Origin of the sequence: Streptomyces longispororuber (genome assembly GCF_024448165.1) — a bacterium.
Lineage (GTDB): Bacteria > Actinomycetota > Actinomycetes > Streptomycetales > Streptomycetaceae > Streptomyces > Streptomyces longispororuber_A.
This window is the reverse complement of record NZ_JAMOLN010000154.1, coordinates 1-25,818: the sequence shown is the minus strand read 5'-3', so window position 1 is coordinate 25,818 and position 25,818 is coordinate 1. Positions and strand designations below refer to the sequence as shown.

26 protein-coding genes are annotated in these 25,818 nt (G+C 71.1%); 9 read left to right on the top strand and 17 right to left on the bottom strand.

Annotated elements, in window-relative coordinates; all coding sequences use genetic code 11:
* Positions 1-262: hypothetical protein (locus M4J07_RS33630; RefSeq protein ID WP_255978138.1), on the bottom strand; the 262-nt coding region annotated here is incomplete at its 3' end.
* A 125-nt stretch (positions 263-387) separates the two neighbouring features.
* On the opposite strand from M4J07_RS33630, the gene M4J07_RS33625 reads away from it, so the two are divergent.
* A complete protein-coding gene (locus M4J07_RS33625) occupies positions 388-1,584 on the top strand; it encodes a pyridoxal phosphate-dependent aminotransferase (RefSeq protein ID WP_255978136.1) in 1,197 nt (398 codons plus the stop codon).
* A 72-nt stretch (positions 1,585-1,656) separates the two neighbouring features.
* Positions 1,657-2,847, top strand: a complete 1,191-nt coding sequence (locus tag M4J07_RS33620; RefSeq protein ID WP_255978134.1) for a hypothetical protein — start codon at positions 1,657-1,659, stop codon at positions 2,845-2,847.
* A gap of 16 nt (positions 2,848-2,863) precedes the next feature.
* On the opposite strand, the gene M4J07_RS33615 is transcribed toward M4J07_RS33620, so the two are convergent.
* Positions 2,864-3,403 (bottom strand): YbjN domain-containing protein, encoded by a 540-nt coding sequence (locus M4J07_RS33615; protein WP_255978132.1) that lies wholly within the window; start codon positions 3,401-3,403, stop codon positions 2,864-2,866.
* Positions 3,404-3,529: 126 nt separating this feature from the next.
* A complete protein-coding gene (gene clpB / locus M4J07_RS33610) occupies positions 3,530-6,127 on the bottom strand; it encodes an ATP-dependent chaperone ClpB (RefSeq protein ID WP_255978130.1) in 2,598 nt (865 codons plus the stop codon).
* Positions 6,128-6,244: 117 nt separating this feature from the next.
* Here clpB and M4J07_RS33605 point away from each other — a divergent pair, with 117 nt between their 5' ends.
* Positions 6,245-6,664, top strand: coding sequence for a pyridoxamine 5'-phosphate oxidase family protein (locus tag M4J07_RS33605; protein ID WP_255978127.1), 420 nt, complete (start codon positions 6,245-6,247; stop codon positions 6,662-6,664).
* A 173-nt stretch (positions 6,665-6,837) separates the two neighbouring features.
* On the opposite strand, the gene M4J07_RS33600 is transcribed toward M4J07_RS33605, so the two are convergent.
* Entirely contained in the window at positions 6,838-7,188 is a 351-nt protein-coding gene (locus M4J07_RS33600; RefSeq protein WP_255978125.1) for a hypothetical protein, read from the bottom strand.
* A gap of 349 nt (positions 7,189-7,537) precedes the next feature.
* On the opposite strand from M4J07_RS33600, the gene M4J07_RS33595 reads away from it, so the two are divergent.
* Together M4J07_RS33595 and M4J07_RS33590 are read left to right on the top strand one after the other, a co-directional pair.
* Complete coding sequence (locus M4J07_RS33595; RefSeq protein ID WP_374215130.1) at positions 7,538-8,518, top strand: helix-turn-helix transcriptional regulator; 981 nt, start codon at positions 7,538-7,540, stop codon at positions 8,516-8,518.
* Complete coding sequence (locus tag M4J07_RS33590; RefSeq protein WP_255978140.1) at positions 8,518-9,492, top strand: helix-turn-helix transcriptional regulator; 975 nt, start codon at positions 8,518-8,520, stop codon at positions 9,490-9,492. Before M4J07_RS33595 ends, M4J07_RS33590 begins: the two co-directional genes overlap by 1 nt.
* Here the strand turns inward: M4J07_RS33590 and M4J07_RS33585 are convergent.
* From M4J07_RS33585 to M4J07_RS33570, 4 genes are all read right to left on the bottom strand, one after another.
* Entirely contained in the window at positions 9,481-10,470 is a 990-nt protein-coding gene (locus M4J07_RS33585) for a LuxR C-terminal-related transcriptional regulator (RefSeq protein WP_445276308.1), read from the bottom strand. The genes M4J07_RS33590 and M4J07_RS33585 overlap by 12 nt on opposite strands.
* 102 nt (positions 10,471-10,572) lie before the next feature.
* On the bottom strand, positions 10,573-11,697 hold the full coding sequence (locus M4J07_RS33580; protein WP_255978121.1) for a sugar ABC transporter substrate-binding protein: 1,125 nt from the start codon (positions 11,695-11,697) through the stop codon (positions 10,573-10,575).
* A gap of 179 nt (positions 11,698-11,876) precedes the next feature.
* Entirely contained in the window at positions 11,877-12,257 is a 381-nt protein-coding gene (locus M4J07_RS33575; RefSeq protein WP_255978119.1) for a nuclear transport factor 2 family protein, read from the bottom strand.
* A gap of 193 nt (positions 12,258-12,450) precedes the next feature.
* Positions 12,451-12,897: an ATP-binding protein gene (locus M4J07_RS33570; protein ID WP_255978117.1), complete on the bottom strand. Its 447-nt coding sequence runs from the start codon at positions 12,895-12,897 to the stop codon at positions 12,451-12,453.
* 166 nt (positions 12,898-13,063) lie between these two features.
* On the opposite strand from M4J07_RS33570, the gene M4J07_RS33565 reads away from it, so the two are divergent.
* Both M4J07_RS33565 and M4J07_RS33560 read left to right on the top strand, forming a co-directional pair.
* Complete coding sequence (locus tag M4J07_RS33565) at positions 13,064-13,915, top strand: helix-turn-helix domain-containing protein (RefSeq protein ID WP_255978115.1); 852 nt, start codon at positions 13,064-13,066, stop codon at positions 13,913-13,915.
* Positions 13,912-14,106, top strand: coding sequence for a DUF397 domain-containing protein (locus M4J07_RS33560; protein ID WP_255978113.1), 195 nt, complete (start codon positions 13,912-13,914; stop codon positions 14,104-14,106). Before M4J07_RS33565 ends, M4J07_RS33560 begins: the two co-directional genes overlap by 4 nt.
* A gap of 1 nt (position 14,107) precedes the next feature.
* Here M4J07_RS33560 and M4J07_RS33555 read toward each other — a convergent pair whose 3' ends face one another.
* The gene (locus M4J07_RS33555) at positions 14,108-14,626 is read right to left on the bottom strand and encodes a GNAT family N-acetyltransferase (RefSeq protein WP_255978111.1); all 519 of its coding nucleotides are present in this window, start codon (positions 14,624-14,626) and stop codon (positions 14,108-14,110) included.
* Between the two features lie 109 nt (positions 14,627-14,735).
* On the opposite strand from M4J07_RS33555, the gene M4J07_RS33550 reads away from it, so the two are divergent.
* Positions 14,736-16,442: a fibronectin type III domain-containing protein gene (locus M4J07_RS33550; RefSeq protein WP_255978109.1), complete on the top strand. Its 1,707-nt coding sequence runs from the start codon at positions 14,736-14,738 to the stop codon at positions 16,440-16,442.
* Positions 16,443-16,508: 66 nt separating this feature from the next.
* Here M4J07_RS33550 and M4J07_RS33545 read toward each other — a convergent pair whose 3' ends face one another.
* Genes M4J07_RS33545 through dnaK form a run of 4 tightly spaced genes read right to left on the bottom strand, consistent with a single transcriptional unit; the run spans position 16,509 to position 20,742 of the window.
* Positions 16,509-16,958, bottom strand: a complete 450-nt coding sequence (locus tag M4J07_RS33545; protein WP_255978107.1) for a heat shock protein transcriptional repressor HspR — start codon at positions 16,956-16,958, stop codon at positions 16,509-16,511.
* Positions 16,959-16,963: 5 nt separating this feature from the next.
* A complete protein-coding gene (gene dnaJ, locus M4J07_RS33540) occupies positions 16,964-18,148 on the bottom strand; it encodes a molecular chaperone DnaJ (RefSeq protein ID WP_255978105.1) in 1,185 nt (394 codons plus the stop codon).
* Between the two features lie 48 nt (positions 18,149-18,196).
* A complete protein-coding gene (grpE, locus tag M4J07_RS33535) occupies positions 18,197-18,892 on the bottom strand; it encodes a nucleotide exchange factor GrpE (RefSeq protein ID WP_255978103.1) in 696 nt (231 codons plus the stop codon).
* Entirely contained in the window at positions 18,889-20,742 is a 1,854-nt protein-coding gene (dnaK, locus tag M4J07_RS33530; RefSeq protein ID WP_255978101.1) for a molecular chaperone DnaK, read from the bottom strand. The genes grpE and dnaK overlap by 4 nt, the downstream gene beginning before the upstream one ends.
* 415 nt (positions 20,743-21,157) lie before the next feature.
* Here dnaK and M4J07_RS33525 point away from each other — a divergent pair, with 415 nt between their 5' ends.
* Positions 21,158-22,009: a glycosyltransferase family 2 protein gene (locus M4J07_RS33525; RefSeq protein ID WP_255978099.1), complete on the top strand. Its 852-nt coding sequence runs from the start codon at positions 21,158-21,160 to the stop codon at positions 22,007-22,009.
* Positions 22,010-22,031: 22 nt separating this feature from the next.
* Here the strand turns inward: M4J07_RS33525 and M4J07_RS33520 are convergent, their stop codons facing one another.
* The 4 genes from M4J07_RS33520 to M4J07_RS33505 form a co-directional block, all read right to left on the bottom strand.
* Positions 22,032-23,075 carry an LCP family protein gene (locus M4J07_RS33520; RefSeq protein ID WP_255978097.1) on the bottom strand — a complete coding sequence of 348 codons (1,044 nt, stop codon included), beginning with the start codon at positions 23,073-23,075 and terminating at the stop codon, positions 22,032-22,034.
* Positions 23,062-24,234: a glycosyltransferase family 4 protein gene (locus M4J07_RS33515; protein ID WP_255978095.1), complete on the bottom strand. Its 1,173-nt coding sequence runs from the start codon at positions 24,232-24,234 to the stop codon at positions 23,062-23,064. Before M4J07_RS33515 ends, M4J07_RS33520 begins: the two co-directional genes overlap by 14 nt.
* Entirely contained in the window at positions 24,231-24,635 is a 405-nt protein-coding gene (locus M4J07_RS33510; RefSeq protein WP_255978093.1) for a hypothetical protein, read from the bottom strand. The genes M4J07_RS33515 and M4J07_RS33510 overlap by 4 nt, the downstream gene beginning before the upstream one ends.
* A 156-nt stretch (positions 24,636-24,791) precedes the next feature.
* On the bottom strand, positions 24,792-25,818 hold a 1,027-nt coding region (locus M4J07_RS33505), incomplete at its 5' end, for an MraY family glycosyltransferase (RefSeq protein ID WP_255978091.1).

The window sequence follows — 25,818 nt, the reverse complement described above, 5'->3', positions numbered from 1 at the left end:
ACGAGTGATGGCCGTGATGACCCGACGAGCCGGTCGAGCAGGTGACGCCCCCGGAGCTCCCGACGGTCCCGCTGCCCCCGGCCGCCCACCAGCTGCTGTCGCTCCGCGACTTCCGCGGCTTCCGTGAATTCCGTGCGTTCTTGTTCAACGACGTGCGCGCGGCGCCCCCGCTGCGCGAGCGGCCGCTGCCGCCCGCCTTGGCCGTCCCGATCACGATGGCGACGACGACGGCCATGAAGATGATGATGAAGACTGCTTCCATCACAGTCCTCCTCTCTCTTGCCCCCGAATCCCCCGAGGGGCGCCCCGAGCGGGGCGTGTGAGGGGGATGCCCCTGCCCGTACGCGGTCAAAGCAGAGTTGAGGAACTCCAGAGGTTCGGCGCAGGATGGCGCCCATGACCTCCAGCGCGCGCCCTCTCCTCAACCGCCGACTCGCCGAGTTCGGGACCACGATCTTCGCGGAGATGTCCGCGCTGGCCCTCTCCACCGGCTCCATCAACCTGGGCCAGGGCTTCCCCGACACCGACGGCCCCGAGCAGGTGCGCGAGGCGGCGGTGCGGGCGCTGCGCGACGGGCGCGGCAACCAGTACCCGCCGGGCCCCGGCGTCCCCGAGCTGCGCACCGCGATCGCCGGCCACCAGCGGCGGCGCTACGGCATCGAGCTCGACCCGGACCGCGAGGTCCTCGTCACCGCGGGCGCGACGGAGGCCATCGCCGCCTCGCTGCTCGCGCTCGTCGAGCCCGGTGACGAGGTCGTCGCGTTCGAGCCGTACTACGACTCGTACGCGGCGAGCATCGCGCTGGCGGGCGGCACCCGGGTGCCGGTGACGCTGCGCCCGCACGCGGAAGGGGGTGCCGGCTTCCGCCTCGACCTCGACGAGCTGCGCGCCGCGATCACGCCCCGCACCCGTCTGCTGCTGATCAACACCCCGCACAACCCGACCGGCACCGTCCTCACCCGCGCCGAACTGACGGCGATCGCCGAGCTCGCGGTCGAGCGCGATCTGCTGGTCGTCACCGACGAGGTCTACGAGCACCTCACCTTCGACGACGCCGAGCACGTCCCGCTCGCGACGCTGCCCGGGATGCGCGAGCGGACGGTGAGCATCGGCTCGGCCGGCAAGACGTTCTCGTTCACGGGGTGGAAGGTCGGCTGGGTGACGTCGACGCCGGAGCTGGTGACGGCGGTCCGCTCCGCCAAGCAGTTCCTCACGTACGTCTCGTCCGGCCCGTTCCAGTACGCCGTGGCGGAGGCCCTCGCCCTGCCCGACTCCTACTTCGCCGGCTTCCGCGCCGACATGACGGCCAAGCGGGACCTGCTCGCGGCGGGCCTCACGGACGCGGGCTTCGAGGTCTTCAAGCCCGCGGGCACGTACTTCATCACCACCGACATCCGCCCGCTCGACCCGTCGGGCGACGGCTTCGCGTTCTGCCGGGCCCTGCCCGAGCGGTGCGGCGTCGTGGCGATCCCGAACGCCGTGTTCTACGACGACCGGGCGGCGGGCGCGCCCTTCGTACGGTTCGCGTTCTGCAAGCGGCAGGACGTGCTCGCGGAGGCGGCGGCCCGGCTCAAGTCGATGTAGTCGCCGGACAAGCGGCCCCCGTCCGGACGCGTCCGACTCGCGCCTGACGGGGCGTCATCGGAGGGTTCGGATGTGACCCAGCCGAGCACCGCCCTCCTCGACGCGCCCACTCCCCCCGCAGCACCCAGGACCCTGCCGCGCCCGCCCGTGGCGGGCGCGGCCCGCGCGCTCGCCCTCTTCGCGGCGGCCCGGCTCACCGGAATGCTCGCCGTCGCCGTCGGCGCCTGGCTGACCGGGCAGAAACCCTTCGCGCTGCTCGGCCGGTCCTGGGACTCCCTCTGGTACGCGGGCATCGCCACGCACGGCTACGGCGCCCGCACCCTGCACTTCGAGGCCGGCGTCGTCCACAGCGACCTGGCGTTCTTCCCGCTGTACCCGGCGCTGATCCGCGCCGTCCACACCGTGCTGCCGATCGGCGCGGGCGGCGCGGCGCTGCTGCTCGCGTGGGCGGCGACACTCGCCGCGGCCCTCGGCATCCACCGCATCGGCGAGCACCTGCACGGCCGCACGGTGGCCACGCTCCTCGTCGTCCTGTGGGGCCTGCTCCCGCACTCCGTCGTGCTGTCCATGGCCTACACCGAACCGCTGCTCACCGCGCTCGCCGCCTGGTCGCTGTACGCGGTGCTCACCGGGCGCTGGCTGTGGGCGGGCACCCTCGCCGCGCTGGCCGGGCTGTCCCGGCCGAACGGCTTCGCGGTCGCCGCGGCGGTCCTGGCCACGGCCGCGTACGAGATCGTGCGGCGGCGCGGCCGGGTTCCCCACAGGCTGTGGACGGGCGCCGCGCTCGCCCCGCTCGGCTGGGCGTCGTACGTGCTGTGGGTGGGGATCCGCAAGGGCGATCCGCTCGGCGGCTACTTCGCGGTGCAGCGCGGCTGGGGATCGACGTTCGACTTCGGGGCCGGTTCGGCCCGGTTCGTCCGGAAGATGCTGCTCGACGGCGACCGCTTCGTCTTCGCCGTGACCCTGCTGATCGTCGCGGTGGCGGTGCTGCTCTTCGCGCTCCTGGTCCTCGACCGGGCGCCGCTGCCGCTTCTGGTGTTCAGCGGGGTGCTGCTCCTGATCACGGTGGGCGGCTCCGGCTTCTTCGAGTCCAAGCCGCGCTTCCTGCTCCCCGCGTTCCCGCTGCTGCTGCCGCTCGCCTGCGCGCTGGCCCGCACGGCGAGAGCCCGGCCTGCGCACGCCCTCCTGGTGGTGGGCGTACTGGCCGGGCTCTCGGTGACGTACGGGACGTATCTGATCGTGTACGCCCACACGCCGCTGTAGCCGGGGGCGGACGGTCCTACTCGGAGTCGTCGTCCTCGGGCTTCTCGTCGGCGGAGTCGACGTCGGCCTCCAGGCCGAGCTGCTCCACCAGCCAGCGGTCGAACTCGATCGCGGCGCGCACCCAGCTGACGGTCGACGACACGAAGTGCTCCAGCGAGACACCGGTGCCGATCAGCATCTGGGCCTCGCCGATGAGGCGGACCTGGCCGTCGTCGTGGGTGTGGCTGTAGACCTTGGGCCACAGGGTGCGGCGGTTCCAGTCGTCGATGGACTCCAGGAGCTGCGGCTTGATCTCGATGGCGTGCGGCCGGTCGTAGAACGTCCGCACCGAGAAGACCTGCTGGTCGCCCTCGCCACGGAACATGAAGTAGGTGCGGAACTCCTCCCACGGAGCCGCCAGGTCACCCTCTTCGTCCGTGACGTACTTGAGCTCCATCTGCTCGAGGAGCTGCTTGACCAGATCCTGGTCGGGAATGACGGGGCCCGCCGGTCCCGCCCCCTGCTGCGGCTGGGGCTGTCCCCCGAAATTCGGAATCGAGGACGGGTCGATGCTCACGGTTCTTGGTCCCTTCGTATGGTTCCGGCCCATCCTCTCCCACCGGGCCCCCCGGGGGGCAAGCCCGGAAGCCCGTATGCCTTGATTCGGCCGGTCGCCGGGCGGACGGTCACCCGGCAGCCGGACCTACAAGGACTTCCCCGTGGCGGGCCCCACGATCAACCCGTCGCCGAACGCGTCGACCCGCACCGTGTCCCCGTCCTTCACCTCACCGGACAGGATCTCCTTGGCCAGCCGGTCGCCGATGGCCGTCTGGACGAGGCGGCGCAGCGGCCGCGCCCCGTACGCCGGGTCGTTGCCCTCGTCCGCGAGCCAGGTCAGCGCCGCGTCGGAGACGTCGAGCGTGAGGCGGCGGTCGGCGAGGCGCTTGGCGAGGCGGTCGAGCTGGAGGCGGGCGATGCGCGCCAGCTCGTCCTTCTCCAGGGCGGAGAAGACGACCAGGTCGTCGAGCCGGTTGAGGAACTCCGGCTTGAAGGAGGCCCGGACCGTCTCCAGGACCTGCTGCTTCTTCGTCTCGGCCGAGGTCGTCGGCTCCACCAGGAACTGACTGCCCAGGTTCGACGTGAGGATCAGGATCGTGTTGCGGAAGTCGACCGTGCGGCCCTGGCCGTCGGTGAGCCGGCCGTCGTCGAGCACCTGGAGCAGGACGTCGAAGACCTCCGGGTGCGCCTTCTCGACCTCGTCGAGCAGGACCACGCTGTACGGGCGACGGCGCACCGCCTCGGTGAGCTGGCCACCCTCCTCGTAGCCGACGTAGCCGGGGGGCGCCCCGACGAGCCGGGCCACGGAGTGCTTCTCGCCGTACTCCGACATGTCGATGCGGATCATGGCCCGCTCGTCGTCGAAGAGGAAGTCCGCGAGGGCCTTGGCCAGCTCGGTCTTGCCGACGCCGGTCGGGCCGAGGAAGAGGAAGGATCCGGTGGGCCGGTCGGGGTCGGCGATGCCGGCGCGGGTGCGGCGGACGGCGTCCGACACGGCCCGTACCGCCTCCGACTGCCCGATGAGCCGCTTGCCGAGCTCGTCCTCCATGCGCAGCAGCTTCTGCGTCTCGCCCTCCAGGAGGCGGCCGGCCGGGATGCCGGTCCAGGACGCGACGACGTCGGCGATGTCGTCGGGCCCGACCTCCTCCTTGACCATGGTGTCGCGCGCGACCTCCTCCTCGGCCTCGCTCGCGGCCTCCAAGTCCCTTTCCAGCGTGGGGATCTCGCCGTAGAGCAGCTTGGAGGCGGTGTCGAAGTCGCCGTCGCGCTGGGCGCGCTCGGCCTGGCCGCGCAGCTCGTCGAGCTTCTCCTTCAGTTCACCGACCCGGTTGAGGGACTGCTTCTCCTTCTCCCAGCGGGCGGTGAGGCCGCGCAGCTCCTCCTCCTTGTCGGCGAGGTCGCGCCGCAGCTTCTCCAGGCGCTGCCGGCTGGCCGGATCGGTCTCCTTGCCGATCGCCAGCTCCTCCATCTTCAACCGGTCGACGGCGCGCTGGAGTTCGTCGATCTCGACGGGCGAGGAGTCGATCTCCATGCGGAGCCGGGACGCGGCCTCGTCGACCAGGTCGATGGCCTTGTCGGGCAGGAAGCGGGAGGTGATGTAGCGGTCGGAGAGCGTGGCGGCGGCGACGAGGGCGCTGTCGGCGATCTGGACCTTGTGATGGGCCTCGTAACGTCCCTTGAGCCCGCGCAGGATCGCGATGGAGTCCTCGACGGACGGCTCGGCGACCAGCACCTGCTGGAAGCGGCGCTCCAGGGCCGGGTCCTTCTCGATCCGCTCGCGGTACTCGTCCAGCGTCGTCGCGCCCACCATGCGCAGTTCGCCGCGGGCGAGCATCGGCTTCAGCATGTTGCCCGCGTCCATGGCGGAGTCGCCGCCCGCGCCGGCGCCGACGACGGTGTGCAGCTCGTCGATGAACGTGATGATCTGGCCGTCGCTCTCCTTGATCTCGGAGAGGACGGTCTTCAGCCGCTCCTCGAACTCGCCGCGGTACTTCGCACCTGCGACCATCGCGCCGAGGTCGAGCGAGACGAGCCGCTTGTCCTTCAGGGACTCCGGTACGTCGCCCTTCACGATGCGCTGCGCGAGCCCCTCGACGACGGCGGTCTTGCCGACGCCGGGCTCGCCGATCAGCACGGGGTTGTTCTTGGTGCGCCGGGACAGCACCTGCACGACCCGCCGGATCTCCTGGTCACGCCCGATGACGGGGTCGAGCCGGCCCTCGCGGGCGGCCTCGGTGAAATCGGTGCCGAACTTCTCCAGGGCCTTGTACGAACCCTCGGGATCGGGTGTGGTCACCCGGCGCCCTCCCCTGCTCTTCGTGAATGCCTCGGCCAGCTTCTTCGCACTGGCCCCTTCCTTGCCGAGCACCTCGCCTGCGGCCCCGCCCTTGGCGGCGATCCCGATGAGCAGGTGCTCCGTGGAGAGGAACTCGTCGCCCAGCTCCTTGGCCCGCTCGGCGGCGTCGGCGATGACGGCGAGCAGCTCGCGGTTGGGCTGCGGGGGCGCGACGGTCGACCCGGTCACGCTGGGCAGCGCGCCGAGCACGCGCTCGGCCCCCAGCCTGACCTGCGCCTGGTCGGCTTCGACCGCGGCCAGCAGATCGACGATGTTCTCGTTGTCCTGCCCCTCGAGCAGCGCGAGCAGCAGGTGCGCCGGGGTCAGATCCGGGTGCCCCCCGGACACGGCCCGGCTGCTTGCCGCGTTGATCGCGTCGCGGCTCCGGTTCGTCAGCTCGGCGTCCACGTACCTGTCTCCTCCACGCTCTCGGCCACTATGACTACTGCGTCAACTCTGACCTATCCAGCGTACACAAAGTTGAGTCTATTCCACTCAAGGTGGCGGACGGGATAAGTTCCGGGCATGGCCAAACGGATCGACCTGGACAACCCCGCCGATGCCTTCCTCGGCTTCTGGCGGGAACGGCACCTGTGCACCCTGACGACACTGCGCCCCGACGGCACCCCGCACGTCGTGCCGGTCGGCGTGACGTACGACGCCGAGCAGCGGGTGGCCCGCGTCATCACGAACAAGGCCAGCCGCAAGGTCGCCCACCTCATCGAGGGGCGGACCCCCGCGCGGGTCGCCGTCTGCCAGGTCGACGGCCGGCGGTGGGCGACGCTGGAGGGCCGGGCCACCGTGCACACGGATCCCGAGCGCGTCGCCGACGCCGAGCGCCGCTACGCCGAGCGCTACACGCGGGCGCCCCGGCCCAACCCGGACCGGGTGGTCATCGAGATCGCGGTGGACCGCGGCACGGGCAACGCCGTCTTCGACGAGTAGCCACGAGTGGGCCCGGCACACGGGACGCGGGACCCGGGCACCCGGACACCCGGACACCCGGACACCCGGACACCCGGACACAAAACTGCAGCGGCGCCACCGTGTTTCAGGTCCACGGTGACGCCGCTGCGGGGGGAAGCACCTGCGCGATCTACAACGACGGGGGAATCGCGTCAGGCACTGCGGGGGGTGGCTGTGGTTCTCTGCGGGGCGCGCGAGGCATCCTCGGGCTCCCCGTCACCGACCAGCTGGTGATCCCGCTGGTCGAGGTTCACGAAGATCATTCCGTACCGGACGACGGTCCGCACCGGCTGTGGGGCGCCGCGCGGCCGACGCAGACACCGGTACGCCCGGATGTCGTCGTCGTCATCCCGCACCACGATGATCGGCTCTCCGAAGAGGGTGACCATGAGCGAGTCACCGGCACTCGGAATCGCCGTCACGAGGTCGATCGTGTGCCAACCGGACCGGTAGGCGATCGCCATCTCGCGGCGTAGGGATCTGTCGTCGGGTGGCATTGTCATGGCGACTAGTTCCAGGAACTGTCGGCCGGCGCAGCGGGCGCTTCAGCAATGGAAGGCGCGCTCCAACTGCTGTCGCCCGCGCCCTGCGTCGTCGCGGTCCCGAGGCCCCCCAGGACCCCCGCGGCCACGATCGCGGAGAAAGCGGCGGCAAGCACTGAGCGAAGCAATTTCTTGTGCATCGTTGGCTTCGTCCTCACTTGATGGTCTCCTCTTCCCCCGACGCACTCGACGATGGCTCATTCGGGCACCTGATGGCCACAGGATCGATGCATCATGTTCCTGTACGTTCAGGACCCTGGGGGGTGGAGATTTGCTCACAAACGGCACACAACAGACACATCCCCATGCCGTGACGGAACTGTGTGACGAGGGTGGGCATCTGTACGCGAGCGCGTTGCGAGCCGGTCGCATCGCACGCACTGATGCCGAATCCGCGCCGTGCCTCATGGAATTCGCACTTCTGCACCCGGACCCGGACGATCCGGACTGGCTTCTCCCGGTCCCGCCGTCCGTCGCCCTCGCCCAGCGGTTGCACCCCCTGGAACGGGAGATAACCGACCGGCGCCGTTTGTCGATCGAACTGTCCGATGCTTTCGAGCCGTTCATGGCCGTCAGCGCACAGGCGACCGCGAGCACCCACGCCATCACGGTCCTGGAAGGCTACGAGCGGATCAACGCGGCCCTCAACCTGGCCACGTCACAGTGCCACTCGGAGATGCTCACCGTGCAACCGGGCGGCCGCCGTCTGGAAGAGGCCCTCGCCAAGGGGCTCGACCGCGACCGTCCGCTGATCGACCGTGGGGTCAGTCTGCGCACGCTCTACCAGCACACCGCCAGACACAGCCCGGAGACGCTCGCGTACGTCGACCAGATAGCCAAGGGCAAGGTCGAGATACGGACCATCGACGAACTGGTGGAGCGGCTGATCATCTGCGACACGACCGTTGCCTTCATTCCCATTCGCGACGACCGGCAGGTCGCACTCGAACTCCGGCACCCCGGTGTCGTCCGGTATCTGATCAAGATCTTCGAGTTCATGTGGGCCCGCTCCGTCCCCCTGCAGGCCGGAGCACCTTACGAAGCCGCCCGCGACGGCCTCACCGAGATCCAGCACAGCATCGCGAAACTGCTCATCGAGGGGCATGTCGACGAGGCGATCGCCCGCCGGCTCGGAATGAACGTACGCACCTGCCGGGCACATATAGCCAAGATCGCGGCCGCGCTGGGCAGCGGCAGCAGGGCCCAACTCGGCTATCTCATCGCCCAGTCAGGGATCCTGGACTCGGAACCCAGACCCCCGCACGTGGAGCACGGGGAGAGCGAAACGTGATGGTCCAGCCCCATCCGCACGGCACTGCGGAGCTGTGCGACGCGGGTATGCAGCTGTACGCCCGAGCCCTGCGCGAAGGGCGCGTCCCCCGCGAGGACACCGAACCGACGCCCTGCCTGGAGTCGTCGGGCCTCCTGCGCCCGGACGCCGAGGACCCGCAGTGGCTGCATCCGGTTCCCCCCGCGGTGGCACTGCCCGGCCTGTTGAAGTCCATCGAGGACAATATCGCTCGCGAGCGGGTCCAGGGAGCGTCCCTGGCGAGTGCCTTCGCGCCGCTGATGTCCCTGGACGCGGAACGCGCCAGCGTCCCCGACGCCCCCATGATCACGGTCCTGCTCGGCTTCCAGCGCATCAACGACGCGATCGCCGAGGCCATCTCCGCATCGTCGGCGGAGCTGCTCACCATCCAGCCCGGCGGCCACCGCCCCGCCCCCCTGCTCGCCTCGGCCCTGCCCCGGGAACAGGAACTGCTCACCCGCGGCTGCCGGATGCGCACCCTCTACCAGCACACGTCACGCCACTCGCCGGCCGTCCTCGGCCACTACGAGCAGCTGGACGGCGACGTCCAGGTCCGCACCCTCGACGAGGTCACCGAGCGGCTCATCATGCTCGACCGCACCGTCGCCTTCATCCCGGCGAACCAGGACCGCACGGTCGCGCTGGAGATCCGGCACCCGGCGCTGATCACCTACCTGGCGACCACGTTCGAGCGGCTGTGGCGGCTGGCCACGCCGATGTTTCCGCAGGACGGTGGCCCCGAGCTGACGACCGGCGGGGTCACGACCCGGCAGCGCACCATCGCCACCCTCCTCATCGAGGGCCACACCGACGCCGTCATCGCCGAACGCCTCGGCATGAACATCCGCACCGTCCGCGTCCACATCGCCAAACTCGCGGCCACCCTCGGCAGCGACAGCCGGGCCCAACTCGGCTACCTCATCGGCCAGTCGGGCATCCTCACCTCACAGGACTGACGCGTCCGGCACCGAACCGGCCAGTCCCGCCTGGGCGATCCGCACCCCCAGCTGCGTCCGGCTGCCCGCCCCCAAGGTCTCGGCCAGCCGGGCGATGTGCGCCCGGCACGTCCGCACATTGATGCCGAGGCGCTCCGCGACGACCGCGTCGGTGTGGCCTTCCGCCAGCAGCGCCGCGATGGCCCGCCCCCGATGGGTGATGCCGTGCTCGTCGGCCTCGGGCAGCCGGTCGGACATCGGCGTGGCCAGCCGCCACAGCCGGTCGAAGACCGTCTCCAGATAGGCGACGAGCGCCGGGATCCGGATCTCCAGGGCCATCGTGCGGTCCGCGTTCGCGGGTACGTACGCCACCGCCCGGTCGAACGCCATGAGGCGTTCCGGCACCTCGTCGAGCGTGCGCGCCTCGACGACGTCCCGCGTCATGTCCAGGTACTCGTAGAGGCCCAGTCCGTGCCGGGCCACATGGGTGTACAGGCTTCGCATGCGGATGCCCCGCCGCTCGAAATCAGCCATCAGCCGGACGCTCTGCGTCAGGTCCAGCTCGCTGCGGATACCGCCGGGCTGGATGGTGCGGATCTCGCGCGTGCAGGCGTTCGTCGTCGCCTCGACGGCGCGCCGGATGCGTTCCTTGCCCTCCAGCACCCTGACGGTGCCTACGCCCGTCCCACGCCCGGTGTCGAGTTCCGCGTACCGGGACAAGGCCTCCAGAGCGGTCCCCATCCGCCGGTGCCCCTCGGTGACGCTCTCGTACGTCGCCCGCAGCAGCCCCGCCATGGCCTGCTGGGAGGGCACGGGAACCAGCCATGCCGGATCCTGCGGGTCGGGCCGCAGCAAGGCCGACTCCAGCAGGCACGGGGCCTCCTGCATCGCGCCGCGATCGACCCTGCCCATGCTCAGGGCTTCCGCGTAGATGCGAGCGGCAGCCTCGCAGAGGTCGTCCGGCCCGTGCGCATGCACGTCTGCGTCCGACCCTCGCAGCTGGCCCATCACTGCCTCCCCGCATCGCCCCGGCGTGCATACAGTACGGGGCCGGGCTCGCGGGAGCGCTCCCGCGAGCCCGGCCCCCGGACCCGCCCCGCACTAGTGCGTGAGCCCCGCCTCCGCACAAGCCGTCGCGAACTTCGCGGTGCAGATCTCCGAGACCTTGAAGATCTTGTCCTTCACCACGGTCTGCTTGATGTTGTCCCGGGTCAGCGCGACCACGCTCACGCTCGCCGTACGGATCTGCTGCGTCGTCGGGCTGTCCGTGCGGTCCATCGCGAGGGCCTCGAACTCGATGGTGCGGCCCTGCGCGACCCGCACCGCCATCTCGGCGGCCGTCGCGGCCTCCTCCGGGTAGGGCTTGTACACGCTCATGAACTGATCGCCCGTCAAAATGCGCTGCACAGCGGCGAGTTCGGCGTCCTGGCCGGTGATCGGAGGCATCTTCGTGACCCCGGCCTCCTTCAGCGCCTCGATGATGCCGCCCGCCATGCCGTCGTTGGCGGAGTAGACGCCCGCGATGTTGTCCGCGCCGATCGCCGCGATCGCCTGCGCCATGTTGGCCTTGGCGTTCTTCGGCTTCCAGGCCACCGTGTCGTACGACTTCGCGATGGTCACGGAGTCGGCCAGTTCCGCGCGGGCGCCCGCCTTGAAGTCGGCGGCGTTCGGGTCGGTCGGCGAGCCGTTGATCATGACGATCTTGCTGGCCTTGGTCGCCTTGTCGCCGAGGGCCTCGACGAGCTCCTTGCCCTGGGTCTGGCCGACGAGCTCGTTGTCGAACCCGATGTAGGCGTCGACCGGGCCCTGCGCCAGCCGGTCGTAGGCGATGACGTGGATGCCCGCGTCCTTCGCCTTCTGCACCGACGCGGCGATGACCTTGGCGTCGACGGCGTCGACCAGCAGCGCGTCGACCTTCTGGTCGATCATCTTCTGCATCTGCTGGTTCTGCAGGTCGGCGTCCTGGTCGGCATTGGCGTAGAGAAGCTGTCCCTTGCCGTCCGTGAGTTCGGCGATCTTCTGCTTGATGATCGGCCGGTCGAACTTCTCGTAGCGCGCGGTCTCCTTCTCCGGCAGCAGCAGACCGATCTTGACATCGTTGCCCTTGCGCACGGGCGCACTGCTGTCGCTCTCCCCGCCGGGCAGCACACCACCGCAGGCCGATAGCGAGACCACCAGGACGGATGCGGCACCGGCCATGGTGGCGGATCGCATTCGCGTGTTCATTACGGATACCTCCCTGACGTGGCCGCGACGGTGCGACCGAGGTGGCTCGAAGCCAACTCGGCCGCCCACACGGGGTCAAGAGGTGAAGCAACACCGCAATGAAACCGGGTCCATTACTTCCCTACATGAAGGCAGATACGGCTGATTCCGGACATCCGCCCTCCGTCGTCACGGATTCTTCACGCGCCGGCGGGCACCCGGTCCAGGAAACCGTGGACCGCGCTGATCCGCCCGTCCTCGTCGAGCTCGACGACGTCGAACCCGGCGACCGGTGCGGACCCGTCCGCCTCCGACACCAGCTCCCAGCCGAACCGGGCCAGCCGGTGGTGCCCGTCCACCGCCCCGAGCTGCCGGAACGCGAACCCCGGGAACTGCTCGTGCGCGGCACCGATCACGGCCGCGATGCCCTCGTGCCCGGCGACCTCGGCCAGCGGGTCGGTGTACGTGCCCTCCTCGGTCCAGGCCGCGGCGACGGCCTTGGCGCGCTCCTCGGGGGTGCGCGCGTTCCAGGCCTCGAAGTAGCGGGCGACGGCGGCGGTGTGGATGTCGTGTCCGGTCATGGCGATCGGCCTCCAGTCGTGCGTCATGGATGTGCGTCATGGATGTGCGTCATCGGACGAGGGGCCGGAGCCCGGTCGGAGTGCGCCGCCCGGGTTCCGGTGACTTCAGAGTGCCGGGCGGCGGGCGGAGGTGCGATTACGCGCGAGGTAATGCGGTGCCCGCAGGCACCGACCGGGACCGCGGCGGCAACGGCTACCGCATCCGCCGGAACGGAGCACGCTCCGGGCGTACGAGGTCGAGTTCGGCCCACACCGTCTTGCGCGGGCTCGGCCCGTCGGTGACGCCCCAGCGGTCGGCGAGGGCCGCCACGACGACGAGTCCCCGCCCCGACTCCCCCTCGGCAGCCTGGACCCGGGGCTGCCGATCACCCCGGGCATCGGCGACCTCGATCCGCAGCACGCCCCCGGCGACGTACAGGCCGATCCGGAAGTCGCGGCCGGGCAGACGGCCGTGCGTGACGGCGTTCGCGGCGAGTTCCGCCACGACGTACGCCGCGTCGTCCAGGACGTACACGAGTCCCCAGGCGCGGAGTTGTTCGACCGCGAGGAGGCGCGCGAGGCGGGCCGCGCGAGGCGTCGGCGACAGCTGTTGCGCGAAGTGGCGTGTGGTGTGCGGGAGTTCAGCGGTTTCCTGGTTCACGTCACTCAGCGTGGCCGGACACCTCTACGCTCACCAGCGACACGGCTGTCGCGTACGGCGACTGTCCAGCTTCTGTCCAGAGCTGTACAGGCTGTCCAGCAGGACGTACGGGTACGGACGCTGACGGAACGTGGGCGGGGAGTTCGGCGGACTGGAGGTGCGCGGGATGACTGAGGCGGCGACGGACGGTGACGGCTGGGAGATCGAGCCCGGCGACGAGCAGGGGGCCGCGGTGATCGCGCTGGTGGGGCGGTTGCTGCGGGCGCGGCGGGAGGCGGTGGGAATGCGGGTGCCCGAGCTGGCGGCCGCGATGGGGTACGGCGAGGGGATCGTCTACAAGGTCGAGAGCGGGACGCGGATTCCCCGTCCGGAGTTCCTCGACAAGGCGGACGAGGTGCTGGCCGCCGCCGGGCTGTTCAGGGAGATGAAGGCCGACGTGGCGGAGGTGCGGTATCCGAAGAAGGTGCGGGACATCGCGCAGATGGAGGCGAAGGCCGTCGAACTGACCGCGTACTGGACCCACATGCCGCCCGGGCTGCTGCAGACGCGCGAGTACGCGGAGGCGCTCATCTCCATGTGGCGCCCCGCACTGACGCCGGACCAGATCGAACGGGCCGTCGCCGGACGCATGGCCCGCAAGTCGATCTTCGAGCGCCATCCGGCACCCGACCTCAGCTTCGTCCAGGAGGAGGTGACGCTACGGCGCCCGATCGGGGGCAGGATGGTGTTGCGGCGTCAGCTCGAACACCTCCTGGAACTCGGCCAGTTGCCCACGGTCGACATCCAGGTGATGCCGACCGACCGCGAGAGCCACGCCGGAATGGACGGAGACATGCAGGTGCTGAAGTTCAGGGACGGAACGGCCATCGGACGCTGCGACGGCCTCTACGCGGGACGCCCCGTCTCCGACCCGAAACAGCTCCGCATCATCGAACTTCGGTGTGGCATCATCCGGGCTCAGGCTCTCTCACCAGGGGAGTCACTGGCCTTCATCGAGCAAGTGCTGGGAGAGGTATGAACCGCGAAACCGAACTGGCCTGGTTCAAGAGCAGCTACAGCGACGGGGGCAGCAACCCCGACTGCGTAGAGGTCGCCCACACCCCCGGCACCACCCACGTCCGCGACTCCAAGAAGGACCCCCGCAGCCCCCACCTCACCGTGACCGGTGGGGCCTGGTCGGACTTCGTCGCGTACGCGGGCGGCAACTGAGCTAGCCCTGGTACTCGGTCAGGTCGATCGCGTACAGCCGGGACCCCTCGGCCTCCCCGGTGAAGTCCATCCCGAGCTTCTCCAGCACCTTCGTCGACGACGTGTCGCCCTCCGCCGTGACCGCCACGACCCGGTCGATCCCGCGGTCCTGGAGGGCGAACTCCAGGGACGCGTGCGCGGCCTCGGAGGCGTAGCCCTGGCCCCAGAACGCGCGGCCGAGCCGCCACTGGATGCCGATGTGGCCCGCCACCTGCGCCGGCGCGTCCGGCACGTACAGGCCGACGGCGCCGATGAGCTCGCCGGGCCCGAGCAGCTCCACGGCGAACACCCCGAACCCCTCGTCGTCCCACTCCTCCTCCCAGCGCTCGATGTCCTCGGCGGTCTCGTCGAGGGAGCGCGGGTCGCCGTCGCCGACGTAGCGCATGACGGCCGGGTCGGCCTGGATGTCGGCGAGCGGCGCCAGATCGTCGTCGGGGAGCCAGCGGCGCAGGAGGAGACGGGGGGTACGGATCTCGGTCATGGGTCCATCCTGCGGCATGGGCGGAGGTGGGCCGAAGCGGCGTACAACCATCGCCTGGGTTCATGAGTCGTCACGACGACAGAAAGATCATCACGGCTACCGAGGTGCCATGTCCCTCTCCTCCGTCCCGGGCAGATCCGCGCACCGCCTGGGCACTCTCGCCACCGCGGTCGCGCTCGCGGCCGCCGGCGTCGCGCTCACCGCCCCGACCGCCGACGCGGCCACCAGCTGCTCGGCCAACGTCTTCACGCGCACGTTCTACGCGAACACCGCCTTCTCCGGTGCGCCGAAGAAGACGGACTGCGACTCGACGATCGACCAGAACTGGGGCACCGGCGCCCCCGCCGCCGGGCTGCCCGCCAACAGCTTCGGCGTGCGCTGGTCGGTCACCCGCGACTTCGGCTCCGGCGGCCCCTTCACCCTCGCCGCCTCCGGCTACGACGGCATCCGCGTCTACCTGGACGGCACCAGGAAGATCAGCCTCTGGACGAACACCTCGTCCTCGCACTCCAAGACCGTCAACCTGACCGTCCCGTCGGGCAAGCACACCCTGCGGGTCGACTACGTCAACTGGACGGGCACGGCCAAGGTCAAGTTCGGCTACGCGCCCCGCACGTCGGCCACGTACGACAAGACGGCGCCGCTCGCTCCGAAGGGCCTGCGCGCCTCGTACGACAACGACACCCGCAGGACGTCGCTGTCCTGGTCCAAGAACGTCGAGATGGACCTGGCGAACTACCGCGTCTACCGCAAGCTGTCGACCGCGACCGCCTGGGACTACCTGGCGACGACCACGTCCACGACGTACACCGACACGCCGCCGACCACCGGCGCCGTGTACCAGTACCGGATCCGCGCCATCGACAAGGCGGCCAACCGCTCGTCCGCGACGTCCGCGCTCGCCGTCACCACGCTCGACACCACCGCGCCCGCCGCCCCGACGAATCTCGCCGTCAGCACCGCCACGCCGGGGGGCCTCTCCCTGACCTGGACGGCCGTCGCGGACGCGGCTCTGTACCAGATGGAGCGTGCGGAGAGCGCGGACGGCCCGTACCGGGCACTCGACGTGTCGGACGACGCCACGTTCTGGGACGTCCCCGGCGATCTGGGCACCGTGTACTACTACCGGGTCGTCGCGGTCGACAAGGCGGGGAACGAGTCCGCGCCGTCGGCCTCCGTGCACGCCCGGTTCGAGGACCTGACGCCTCCGTCACCCGTCACCGGTCTCACCGCCACCCCCACCGCGTACGGCTTCGCCCTCAGCTGGCAGGCCAGCACCTCCGACGACGTGGCCCGCTACGCCGTCCACCGGGGCGTGCTGCACGACTCCGACGAGGACGGAACCGGCGACGTGTGCGTCGGCAACCTGGTGGACTACGTCTCCCCGGACACCACGTCGTACGCGTACAAGACGCTTCCGGACGGCGAACAGGCCTGCCTGTACGTGGACGTCGTCGACACCTACGGCAACTCCACCCTGCAGTGGACGAAGAAGGCCCAGGTGGTGACCGCCACCGAGCTCGACACCACGCCGGGCGTGGCGACGCCCGCCGGCTCGACGCTCGCCTTCCAGACGCACGTGGAGGACGACGGGACCGTCACCCTGCAGTGGCAGGGCCGCAACTCCGGTACCTACCGCGTCTACCGGTGGAGCCCCGGAACCGGCGCCTACGAGAAGCTCTCCGACGTCGTGGGCATCCGCTACACCGACGCGACCGCCGGGCGCGGCACCACGTCCTACTACTGGGTGACCTCCGTGGCCGCCGACGGCACCGAGTCGGCGCCCTCGGCCAGTTACGCGATCACCGGTCCATAAGGCACACCGGGCATGGCGAAGGGGCCCGGAGGACACCTGCCTCCGGGCCCCTTCGACGACACGACGTCAGTCCTGCGGTCTCTTCGGCCGCCAGACCACGAGCGCACTCGTCTGCTGGACCTCCTGGTAGGGCACCAGGTCGCGGCGGTACGACGCGTGCACCGCCGCCTCACGTTGCTGCATGGCCGCGGCGGCTCCCTCCACGGCGGCGGAGAGCTCCGCCACCCGGGACTGCAGCGCCGCCACCTGGTTCTCCAGCTCGATGATGCGCTTGATGCCGGCCAGGTTGATGCCCTCGTCCTGCGACAACTGCTGGACGGTGCGCAGCAGTTCGATGTCGCGGGCCGAGTAGCGCCGGCCCCGGCCCGCGGTGCGGTCGGGGGAGACCAGGCCGAGGCGGTCGTACTGACGCAGGGTCTGCGGGTGCAGGCCGGACAGTTGAGCCGCCACCGAGATCACGTACACCGGGGTCTCGTCGGTCAGTTCGTACGGGTTGCTTCGTCGACGGCCGTCCATCTGGCTCAGGCTCCCTTCGCGGCCTGGAACAGTTCTGCCCGCACATCGGTGTCCTCAGTCGCCTTGCGGTACGACTCGAGGGCCGAACGGGCTTCGTCGTCAAGGTCCTTGGGAACCGCGACCTCGACGGTGACCAGCAGGTCGCCGCGCGTGCCGTCCTTGCGGACCGCACCCTTGCCGCGGGCCCGCATCGTCCGCCCGTTCGGCGTGCCCGGGGGCAGCTTCAGGGTGACCGGCGGACCGCCGAGCGTGGGCACCTTGACCTCGCCGCCGAGCGTCGCCTCCGGGTAGGTGACCGGGACGGTCACCGTGAGGTTGTCGCCCTTGCGGCCGAAGACCGGGTGCGCGTCGACGTGCACGACGACGTACAGGTCGCCCGCGGGGCCGCCCCGTTCGCCGGGAGCGCCCTTGCCGCGCAGGCGGATGCGCTGGCCGTCGGAGACCCCGGCCGGGATGCGCACCTGCATCGTGCGGGAGGACTTGGCGCGGCCGCTGCCCTTGCAGACCTCGCAGGGGGTCTCGGCGATGAGGCCGCGCCCCTTGCAGTCCACGCAGGGATCGGTGAGGGAGAAGCCACCGCCGCCGCCCCGCGAGACCTGACCGGTGCCGACGCAGGTCGGGCACACGCGCGGCGTGCCGTTCTTGTCGCCGGTGCCGGAGCACGCCTTGCAGGGGGCCTGGGAGGACATCCGGAGCGGGACCGTGGCCCCGTCCACCGCCTCGGTGAAGCTGAGCGTCACCTCGGACTCGATGTCCTGGCCGCGGCGCGGCTGGGTACGGGTGCCCGTGCCCGCGCCGCCCCGGTTGAACAGGCCGCCGAAGACGTCGCCTATGCCGCCGCCGAAGCCGCCCTGTCCGCCCTGGCCCTGGGCGCCGCCGCCGAAGAGGTCGCCCAGGTCGAAGTTGAACGAGCCGCCGCCCGCGCCGCCGGGACCGGGGCGGAAGCCGCCGTTCCCGAAGAGCGCGCGCGCCTCGTCGTACTCCTTGCGCTTCTTGGGGTCGCCGAGGACGTCGTTCGCCTCGGAGATCTCCTTGAAGCGCTCCTCCGCCTTGGGGTTGCCCTTGTTGGCGTCGGGGTGGTTCTCCCGGGCGAGCTTGCGGTACGCCTTCTTGATCTCTGCGTCGGTGGCGTCCTTGGGGACGCCGAGGACCTTGTAGTAGTCCTTCTCGATGAAGTCCTTGGTGCTCATCGGCCTCGACGTCCCTCCTCACTCACATCAGTTGCCGCGTCTGCGATGTCAGCCCTCGTCCGGGCCACCGCTCTCCTTCTCGTCGGCCTCGGTGTCGGCCGACTCGGCGGCGGTCTCCGGCTTGACGGTCTGCGCACCCGGCTGCGGCTCGGCGACCGCCACCCGCGCGGGGCGGATGGTGCGCTCGCCGATCCGGTAACCCGGCTGCAGGATCGCCACGCAGGTCGTCTCGGTGACGTCCGGCGCGTAGCTGTGCATCAGGGCCTCGTGCACGGTCGGGTCGAAGGGCTCGCCCTCCTTGCCGAACTGCTGCAGGCCCATCTTCGCGGCGACCGTCTCCAGGGATTCGGCCACCGACTTGAAGCCGCCGACGAGCTCGCCGTGCTCACGGGCACGGCCGATGTCGTCGAGGACCGGGAGCAGCTCGGTCAGGAGGTTCGCGACGGCGATCTCCTTGACCGTGACACGGTCCCGCTCCACCCGGCGCCGGTAGTTCTGGTACTCGGCCTGCAGGCGCTGGAGGTCCGTGGTGCGCTCGCTGAGTGCCGTGCGCACCTGGTCCAGCTGTGCCGTCAGGGCAATGTCCGATGCGGACTGGGCGGAGGCTGCTGAGTCCCCGGCCGGGGCCGCCCCCTCCCCCTTCTCGGGGGAGGCGGCGGTCTTCGGCTCGGCGTCGTCGGAGGTGGCGCCGGAGGGGACGTCAGGCTCTTCGCTCTCGCTGAAGCCCGGGGTCTCCTCCGTCACGCGGCACCGTCCTTGCGGTCCTCGTCGACGATCTCGGCGTCGACGACATCGTCGTCAGCGGCCTTGGCGTCGCCCTGCGGGGCGGCACCCTCGGCGCCACCGGCGGCCTGCGCGCCCTGGGCGTCGGCGTACATGGCCTGGCCCAGCTTCTGCGAGACGGCGGCGACCTTCTCGGTGGCGGTGCGGATCTCGGCCGAGTCGTCGCCCTTGAGCTTCTCCTTCAGCTCGGAGACGGCCTCCTCGACCTCGGTCTTCACGTCGCCGGGGACCTTGTCCGCGTTGTCCGCGAGGAACTTCTCCGTCTGGTAGACGAGCTGCTCGCCCTGGTTGCGGGACTCGGCGGCCTCGCGGCGGGCGTGGTCCTCCTCCGCGTACTTCTCGGCCTCTTCGCGCATCCGGTTGACCTCGTCCTTCGGCAGCGAGGAGCCACCGGTGACGGTCATCTTCTGCTCCTTGCCCGTGCCGAGGTCCTTCGCGGTCACGTGCATGATGCCGTTGGCGTCGATGTCGAAGGCGACCTCGATCTGCGGGACACCGCGCGGGGCCGGCGGCAGACCGGTCAGCTCGAACATCCCGAGCTTCTTGTTGTACGCCGCGATCTCGCGCTCGCCCTGGTAGACCTGGATCTGCACGGACGGCTGGTTGTCCTCGGCCGTCGTGAAGATCTCGGAGCGCTTGGTCGGGATGGTCGTGTTGCGCTCGATGAGCTTCGTCATGATGCCGCCCTTGGTCTCGATACCAAGAGACAGCGGGGTGACGTCGAGCAGCAGGACGTCCTTGACCTCGCCCTTGAGGACACCGGCCTGCAGGGCGGCGCCGATGGCGACGACCTCGTCCGGGTTCACGCCCTTGTTGGCCTCGTTGCCGCCCGTCAGTTCCTTGACGAGCTCGGCGACGGCCGGCATGCGGGTCGAGCCACCGACGAGAACGACGTGGTCGATCTCGGAGAGCTGGATGCCCGCGTCCTTGATGACGTTGTGGAACGGCGTCTTGCAGCGCTCCAGCAGGTCGGACGTGAGCTGCTGGAACTGGGCGCGCGTGAGCTTCTCGTCCAGGTGCAGCGGGCCCTCGGCGGACGCCGTGATGTAGGGCAGGTTGATCGTGGTCTCCGTGGAGGAGGACAGCTCGATCTTGGCCTTCTCGGCCGCCTCGCGCAGGCGCTGGAGCGCCATCTTGTCCTTGCCCAGGTCCACGCCGTGGCCGTTGTTGAACTGCTTGACCAGGTAGTCGACGACGCGCTGGTCCCAGTCGTCACCACCGAGGTGGTTGTCACCGTTGGTGGCCTTCACCTCGACGACGCCGTCACCGATCTCCAGGAGGGACACGTCGAAGGTGCCGCCACCGAGGTCGAAGACGAGGATCGTCTGGTCGTCCTTGTCGAGGCCGTACGCCAGGGCGGCGGCGGTCGGCTCGTTGACGATGCGCAGGACGTTCAGGCCCGCGATCTCGCCGGCCTCCTTCGTCGCCTGGCGCTCCGAGTCGTTGAAGTACGCGGGGACGGTGATGACCGCGTCGGTCACCTTCTCGCCCAGGTACGACTCCGCGTCGCGCTTCAGCTTCTGCAGGATGAAGGCGCTCATCTGCTGCGGGTTGAAGGTCTTGCCATCCAGGTCGATCTTCCAGTCAGTGCCCATGTGGCGCTTGACGGAGCGGATGGTCCGGTCCACGTTCGTGACCGCCTGGCGCTTGGCGACCTCGCCGACCAGCACCTCGCCGTTCTTCGCGAAGGCGACGACGGACGGCGTGGTCCTGGCGCCCTCCGCGTTCGTGATGACGGTGGGCTCGCCGCCTTCGAGAACGCTGACGACGGAGTTAGTCGTGCCCAGGTCGATGCCGACCGCACGTGCCATTTCAATTCCTCCAGCTGCCTACTTGAGTGGATCTGGCTCAAGACTGCAACACCACCCCCCTCGCCGTCAACAGACCTGAGTCCCGTCCGCTCAACTTTTATCCTGCGCTTATGGGCAGACTTCCGGGAAAGCTGCTCTGAGCTGCGGTTTCCTCGCGACCCTACGGTCACTTATCGCCCGCCAGATACGACAGCGCGGGCTTCGCGGGGGAGCGCAGAGCCCGCGGACGGGCCCCCGGCGCCTTGACCGGAACCGGGCGATCAGCCCGAGCGGGATACGACGGAGATCCATGGGCGCGTCCTGGAATTCATGGCCGGCCCCGACGGAGGACGGCCGGGTCGTTGGGCGGTTCCGCCAGGCCGAGAATAGAGACTTATGCGCTGAATGTCCGTAAAGCGCAACGTAGGGAGGACGTGTGGAAGCACCCCGGGTAGCCGTCCTGATGACCAGTCACAACCGGTGCGCCGACACCCTCGCCGCCCTCGACGCCCTCACCGCGCAGCGCGGCCTGCCGCCCGGCACCCGCGTGCGCGCCCATCTCGTGGACGCGGGCTCGACGGACGGCACCCCCGAAGCGGTCCGCCGCGCCCACCCCGGCACCCAGGTGACGGTCGTCGGACCCGACGTCTACTGGGGCCACGGCATGCGCCTGGCCAGCCGCAACAGCCGCGCCGCCGGCAGCCCCGAGCCCAGCCACCAGCTGTGGCTGCACACCGGGGTCCGGCTCGCCCCGGACGCCCTCGCCCAACTCCTCGACACCTCACGGAAGTTCGCCGACCGCGCGGTGATCGTCGGAGCCGTGCGGCACGACGGCGCCACCACCTACTCCGGCCGGCGCGGGCACTCCCTCGCCCTGGTCGAACCGAGCGGCAGGCCCGAGCCCTGCGACACGTACAACGGACACGTGGTGCTGCTCCCCTGGGCCGTGCGGGAGCGGGTCGGCGACATCGACAAGGTCTTCCGGCACGGCATGGGCGACTACGACCACGGGTTCCGCGCGCGCCGGGCGGGCGTCGCCGCGCACGTCGCCCCGCGGCACGTCGGCGACTGCCCCGCCGGCCCGGCCGCCGCCCTGCACGGCTCCCGCGAACCGGGCATCGGGGTGCGCGAGGCGCTGCGGCGCCGGACGTCGCCGCGGGAGCTGCCGGTGCGGCCGTGGTGGGTCTACTGCTGGCGGCACACGGGCGTACGGGCGCCGGTGCTGATGGTCTCGCCGTACGTGACGACCGTCGTACGGGCGCTGGCCGCGAGCCGCGCCGCACCGTGACGGCGCGGCGCGCGGCGGCCGGTCACAGCTCGTCGTTCTCCGGGTCGTACGCGTTGTACAGGTGCTTCGGCAGCGGCTCGTCCTCGCGCAGCGCCTCGAACAGCGCCTCCGCCTGGTCCTCGACCGGCATGTACCGGCCCCAGTAGTCGGGGTGCTCGACGCTCGGCACGGTGACGATGGCGGTGCGGCCCTCGGGGACCTGGCCCGCGCCCTCCGCGAGGCCGTACAGCTCGCTGAGCGAGTCGAGGCCCTTGTCGGCGGTGAGCGAGGACGTGACGGCGTGCAGGGCCGGATACAGCCGGGCGGTGTGCGAGAGCAGGCCCTCGTCCCGCACCCGGTCCATCAGATCGCGCACGAACGCCTTCTGCCGCTCGATGCGCTGGAGGTCGCTGCCGTCGCCGACGCCGGTCCTGCCCCGGACGAAGACCAGCGCCTGGGCGCCGTCGAGGTGCTGCTCGCCGCGGTCCAGGACGAGGTCGCCGCCCGGTACCCGCATCCGCTCGGGCACCTTCACGTCGACGCCGCCGAGCGCGTCCACCACCTTCTTGAACCCGGTGAAGTCCAGCACGAGGTGATGGTCGACGCGGACGTCGGTCAGGTCCTCGAAGGTACGGATCGCGCAGGCCGCGCCGCCCCGCTCGAACGCCCAGTTGAACTGCGCGTACTCCGGTTCGCTGCGCTCCCCGTCGGGCAGCCGGCAGTCCGGGATGTCGACCATCAGGTCGCGCGGCACGCTCACCAGCGCGGCCCGCTTCCGGTCGGCGGACAGGTGCAGCAGCATCGTCGTGTCGGAGCGCTGACTGTCCTTGGTGGCCTCGATGTCCGAGCCCATGATCAGGATGTTCTGCGCACCGGGCCGCAGCGCGGCGGGCCGTCTGCCGTGGTCGGCGTCGAGGGCCTGGTCGGTGGCCTCGTCGGTGCGGATGTTGCCGTTCAGCCGGGCGTACGCGAGGGAGCCCGCGCACACCGCCGTCACCAGGAGCACCACGGCGCCCAGCGCGCTCCGGCGCACCCACCGGCGGGCGAACAGCCTCCTGCGCAGCAGCCGCAGTTCACGCAGTGCCATGGAGCAGCCCTTCCGCGCCGTGCGCCGGCGCCAGCGATGCGTACAGGGCCGTGGTCCGCTCGACCCACACCGCCTCGCCGTACCGCTTGGCGTAGACGCCCCGGCAGTGCGTGCGCAGCGTGGGGAAGATCCGCTCGGCGGCGGCCAGCGCGGCGGGCAGCGAGGCGTCCCAGCCGGTCACGGTGCCGGTGCCCTCGGCGCGCACCACGCGCGGCAGCAGGGAGCCCTCGAAGGCGAGCACGGGCAGCCCCGCCGCCAGCGCCTCCGGATAGCCGAGGGGCACCCCGTCCGGGCGGCGGCCCGGGAGGACCGTCCCCCGGTACCCGGGCAGGGAGCGCCGCAGCGCCGTCCGCTCGACGGACCCGAGGAACCGCACGGACGACGGCGCCACCGCCCGGCACTCGCCCTCCAGGGGACCGGTCCCGAGCACGTCGAGGCGCTGTTCCGAGGGCCAGCGGCGCAGCAGGTCGAGGATGCCCCCGTCCTGTGTGAGGCGGCCCGCGAACACCCAGGCGTCACCCGCCCGATCCGGTCCGGCGTCCGGTGGACCCTCCACGTCGGGCACGAAGTTGGGGACCAGCGCGATCCGCTCCTCGGGCAGCCCGGCGCGCACGTACGTCTCCCGGCTCCGCTCCGACAGGACCACCACCCGGTCGGCCCGCCGCAGCAGCGGGTTCTCCCGCACCCCGCCCCGCGACGACCAGGCGAGCGGCAGGGTCGCGAGCCGCGAGCCCCGGTAGCAGCCGTGCCGCAGCCCCGCCCACCGGTCGCCGTCCAGGCAGCGGGTGCACGGCGCCCCGTCCCGGTACAGGACGGCGGCGGCGCACAGCGGCCGGTAGTTGTGCAGGGTGGCGACCAGCGGTCCGGTCCACTCGGCGGTCCAGGCACGGCCGAAGTTGGGGAACAGGTTGTGGACGTGCACCACGTCGGGCGCGAGGGCGCGCAGCACGGGCAGCGGGCTGCGGCCGTGCCCGGTGGCCACGGTGACCGCGCACCGGGCCGCGTACCAGGGCGCGTGCTGGAGGTCGTCGGTGCGGGCGGCGACGAGGTGCACGTCGTGGCCCGCGCGGGTGAGGGCGGCGGCCTGGTCGAGGACGGACTCGTTCGCGCCGCCGGGCACCGACGAGCCGTGGAAGCTGTGGACGAGCGCGATCCTCATGCGAACGCCGCCCCGGACCGCACGAGGGCCAGATCGGGCCCGAACTCACCCGCTCCCGCGAGGACCTCGGGCAGTTCCGGCGGATGGTCCACCTGGAGCAGCACCCGCTCGCCGGGCGCCACGACGTCCTCCCACACCTGGTCGAGGCGGCGGGTCCAGGCGCCGTCCCGGTCGCCCAGCGCGTACGGCAGCACCTGCCAGGCCGCGTCGCGGGCGGCGGCCCTGCGGACCCCGGCCCGCACCCCGCCGAACGGCTCGAAGGACACGATCCGTCCGCGGTACCCGGACCGGCGCAGGGCCCGTCCGAAGACACCGTCGTGCGCGCCCGAGGCGAGCACCAGGTCGATCTCGTGCCGGGTGAGTTCACGCACCAGTGCGCGCGTCCGGCCGAAGTTCAGCATGTCTCGCTCCCTTACGAGTACGGCCTTACGAGTACGGCCCTACGAGTACTGCTCCTGCGAATGCGGCTCTTGCGGGTACGGCTCCTGCGCGGCGGTCCGCCGGGAGCCGGCCCGGCGCCGCGCGCGGTCGTGCGCGCGGCAGGCGTCGGCGGCGGATCAGCCCCGCGCCAGATCGACGGACTCGGCGGCCGCCGCGGCCCGTACGCCCCTGACCTGTCTGCGGATGCCGTAGACCGGCACCCGCAGCAGCAGCACGACGGCCACCGCGGCCGCGCCGGCCAGCCCCCACACCACCGGCACGCCGACGGCGCCCCGGTGCAGCAGCACGGCCGTCGACGTGCCGACGGCCGCCGCGCCGCCGAGGACCACCGCCGCCCCCGGCACGGTCAGGCCGAGCCGGCGCAGCCGGTGCGCGATGTGGTCGGTGCCGCCGCGCAGCAGTCCGCGCCCGGCCCGGCGCCGCGAGACGACGACCAGGACCGTGTCGGCGGTCGCCACGACGGTCACCGCGAACAGGGAGGCGAGCGAGGCGGACGCCTCGTGCTCGACGTTCACCAGCAGCGCGGAGCAGGCCACCAGGAATCCGGTGAACAGCGATCCGCAGCCGCCGAGGACGATCCGCGCCGGATGCCAGTTGTGCATGAGGAAACCGGTGAGCGAGGCGGCGAGCAGCCCCAGGACGACCGCGAGCGGACCGAGCCCCTCCGCCCCGGCGCACACGCACAGGCCCAGCGCGGTGACCACGCCGACCACGCCCATCGCCCCGTCGGAGTTGTCGAGGAGGTTGAAGGCGTTCGTCACGAAGACCACCCACAGGACAGCGAGCGCGCCGACGGCGAAGCCCAGCTGGGTGCCGTGCACGACCACACTCGCGGCGCCCGCCTCGACGATGATCCGGGCCCGCGCCCCCATCGGCCGCAGATCGTCGAGGAAGCCGAGCAGGGCGACCGCGGCGGCCGCGAGCAGCAGCGTCCCCGTGGTGGAGCCGAGCGGCACGAGCCCGGTGGCGGCCCCGGTCGCCGAGACCGCGCCGGTCGCCGCCGCCACGGCCACCCCGCCGAGGTGCGGCGTGGGCCGGGCGTGGGGCCTGCGGGCGCCGGGCCGGTCGACGCCGAAGGAGGTGCGCAGGGCCAGGGCGCGCAGCCCGGCGGTCAGGGCGGCGGCGAGCAGCAGCGCGGTCGCG